Source organism: Mycolicibacterium arseniciresistens (genome assembly GCF_030519285.1).
Classification (GTDB): Bacteria; Actinomycetota; Actinomycetes; order Mycobacteriales; family Mycobacteriaceae; genus Mycobacterium; species Mycobacterium arseniciresistens.
The window spans coordinates 1-2,606 of record NZ_JAUMSQ010000449.1 but is presented as its reverse complement, the minus strand read 5'-3'; the positions used below and the strand labels follow the sequence as shown (position 1 = coordinate 2,606).

The 2,606-nt window shown below is 73.0% G+C and carries 2 protein-coding genes and 2 pseudogenes; all 4 read left to right on the top strand.

Annotation, left to right across the window (positions count from 1 at the left end; all coding sequences use genetic code 11):
• Positions 1–334 (top strand): annotated as a pseudogene (locus tag Q2100_RS30250) (hypothetical protein); the annotation flags it as partial.
• 140 nt (positions 335–474) lie between these two features.
• A complete protein-coding gene (locus Q2100_RS30245) occupies positions 475–1,905 on the top strand; it encodes a PepSY-associated TM helix domain-containing protein (RefSeq protein WP_302916986.1) in 1,431 nt (476 codons plus the stop codon).
• Entirely contained in the window at positions 1,898–2,398 is a 501-nt protein-coding gene (locus Q2100_RS30240) for a copper chaperone PCu(A)C (RefSeq protein ID WP_302916985.1), read from the top strand. Before Q2100_RS30245 ends, Q2100_RS30240 begins: the two co-directional genes overlap by 8 nt.
• Positions 2,391–2,606, top strand: a pseudogene (locus Q2100_RS30235) (Dyp-type peroxidase); the annotation flags it as partial. The gene Q2100_RS30240 and the pseudogene Q2100_RS30235, both read left to right, overlap by 8 nt.

Sequence of the window (2,606 nt, the reverse complement as noted above, 5' to 3'; positions counted from 1 at the left end):
GGTGATCGCCGCGCTGGCCGTCGCCCAGCTGCTCGGCCACCTGGTGATGGCCGGCGGCCACCACCACGCCGGCGGGCTGGGCCTCACCCCGGCGATGCTCACGGCCCACCTGGCAGCCGCGGTGGTGCTCGGCATCGCGATCTCCGCGGTCGAATACGCCTACGTGGTCGCCACTTCGGTGCTGCGCTGGTTGCGTCTGTTCGCCACGGCCGCCACCGGCCCCGTCCCGACGGTGCGCCGCTGGGCGACCAATGTCGTTGTGGTGCAGCCGGTTCTGCCGTATTCGGGGCTCGGCATGCGGGCGCCGCCCGCGGGTCTCCTGCCGGCCGCCTGACGGCCACCATTCGCCTTCGTCGCCGCCGTCGCATTGACGCGGCGTCTTCCCGTACCTGCTGACCGCCGCACGAGCGGCATCACGTCGGCGGCGCCAGTCCGCGTGCCGCGCCGCCCCCAGCCAGAAGGCTCACACCTGTCATGACCACCACTCCCGAGGACGACGTCCACAACCCACCCGCCCCACCATCCATGCCTGCCAGGCAGCGGTTGCGTGGCCTGCGCCCGCTGCTGCTGCGCCTGCACTTCTACGCAGGCGTGTTCGTCGGCCCGTTCATCCTGATCGCCGCCGTCACCGGCCTGCTCTACGCGCTCATCCCCCAGATCGACACGATGGTGCACCGCCACGAGCTGACCGTCGCGCAGGTCGGCGACCAACGCCTGCCGCTGTCCGACCAGCTCGCCGCCGCGCGCGCCGCGCATCCCGAGGGCACCGTCGCGAGCATCCGGCCGCCGGCCGCCCCGGACGAGACCACCTGGGTGCGGCTCGCCGTCGACGACGTACCGCCCGACTATGCGCGCACCGTCTTCGTCGACCCCTATTCCGGCGAGGTGCGCGGTGCGCTGACCACCTACGGCCAGTGGCTGCCGACGCGCGCGTGGTTCGACGAACTGCACCGCAACCTGCACCTCGACGCCGTCGGACGCCACTACAGCGAGCTCGCGGCGAGCTGGCTGTGGGTGATCTCGCTGGCCGGGCTGGCGCTGTGGGTCCTGCACCGCCGTGACACCCGCAAGCTGCGCCGGCTGGCCACGCCGGACCGCGACAAGAAGGACCGCCGCCGGACCATGTCCTGGCACGGCGCCGTCGGGGTGTGGGTGGTGGTCGCGCTGCTCGGCCTGTCGATCACCGGCATCACCTGGTCGCGCTACGGCGGCGAGTCGGTCGACCTCATCCAGGACAGGCTGAACTCCTCGGCGCCCGCCGTCGACACCGCACTGACCGCCGCACCTGGCCCGGACACCACCGCCGGGAACCACCACCACGGCGCACACGGCGGCGCGACGGCCACCGACAGCAGCGGCGCCGACGTGGTGCTGCATGCCGCCGAACAGGCCGGGCTGCAGGGCCCGATGTGGCTGTCGCCGCCCGCCGAAGCCGGTGAGGCGTGGCAGGCCGCGGAGAACAAGCGGGACTGGCCGACGCGGGCCGACGCGATCGCCGTCGATCCGGGCAGCGGCGCCCTCGTCGACCGGGTGAACCAGGCCGACTGGCCGTTCCTGGCCAAGCTCAAGGACTGGGCCATCGACGCGCACATGGGCGTGCTGTTCGGTCTGGCCAACCAGATCGCGCTCGTCCTGGTGGCCGTCGGACTGATCACCGTCGTCGTGCGGGGCTACCTGATGTGGTGGCAGCGCAGGCCCACCCGCGGTTCGGCGTGGGCGGCGGGCCGGCCGCCGTTGCGCGGGACGCTGCGGAATCTTCCGCCCGCCGCGACCACCGCGCTCGTCGTCGCGGCGGTCGCGGTCGGCTGGTTCCTGCCGCTGTTCGGGCTCAGCCTTGCCGCCTTCTTGGTCGCCGATCTCGTGGTCGGTGCGGTCAAGCGACACAAGGCGGCCGCCGATGCGTAGGGCACTGGCCTGCGCCGTGGCGGCGGGCCTGCTGCTGACTGGGTGCACGTCGCAGGACGGCCACCACGACGAGTCGATGGCGGCCACCGTCACATTCACCGAGCAGTGGGTGAGCGCGTCCGACACCGGGATGGTCGGGGTGTTCGGCAACCTCACCAACACCGGCCATCACGACGCCCGCATCGTCGGCGGCGAGTCGCCTGCCGCCGGCCGGGTGGAGGTGCACGAGGTGGTGGCCGACGGCGGCGGAAAGTCGATGCGGCCCAAAGCCGGTGGCATTGCCGTGCCCGCGGGCGGCAGCCACCAATTGGCCCCGGGCGGTGACCATCTGATGCTGATGGACCTCAGGGAGCCGATGCAGCCCGGCGTCGACGTCGCGCTGACCGTGCTCTTCGACGACGGCTCCGCGCTGCCGGTCACCGCGCAGGTGCGCGACTTCCCCGGCGCCGACGAGGAGTACCACCCGGCGGCATCGCCACACCACCATGGCTGAGCGGTTCGCGGTCAACCGGCGGCACCTCCTCACCGGGGGTGCCGCCGCGCTGGCCGCCGGTGCCGCGCTCACCCAGTGCAGCGCCGCTCAGTCTGCCACCCCGGCAACGGGATTCGGGAGCGCGGTGGAGCCGTTCTTCGGTCCCCACCAGGCCGGTGTCAGCACCGCCCCGCAGGCGCACGCGCTGTTCCTGGCGCTCGACCTGCGC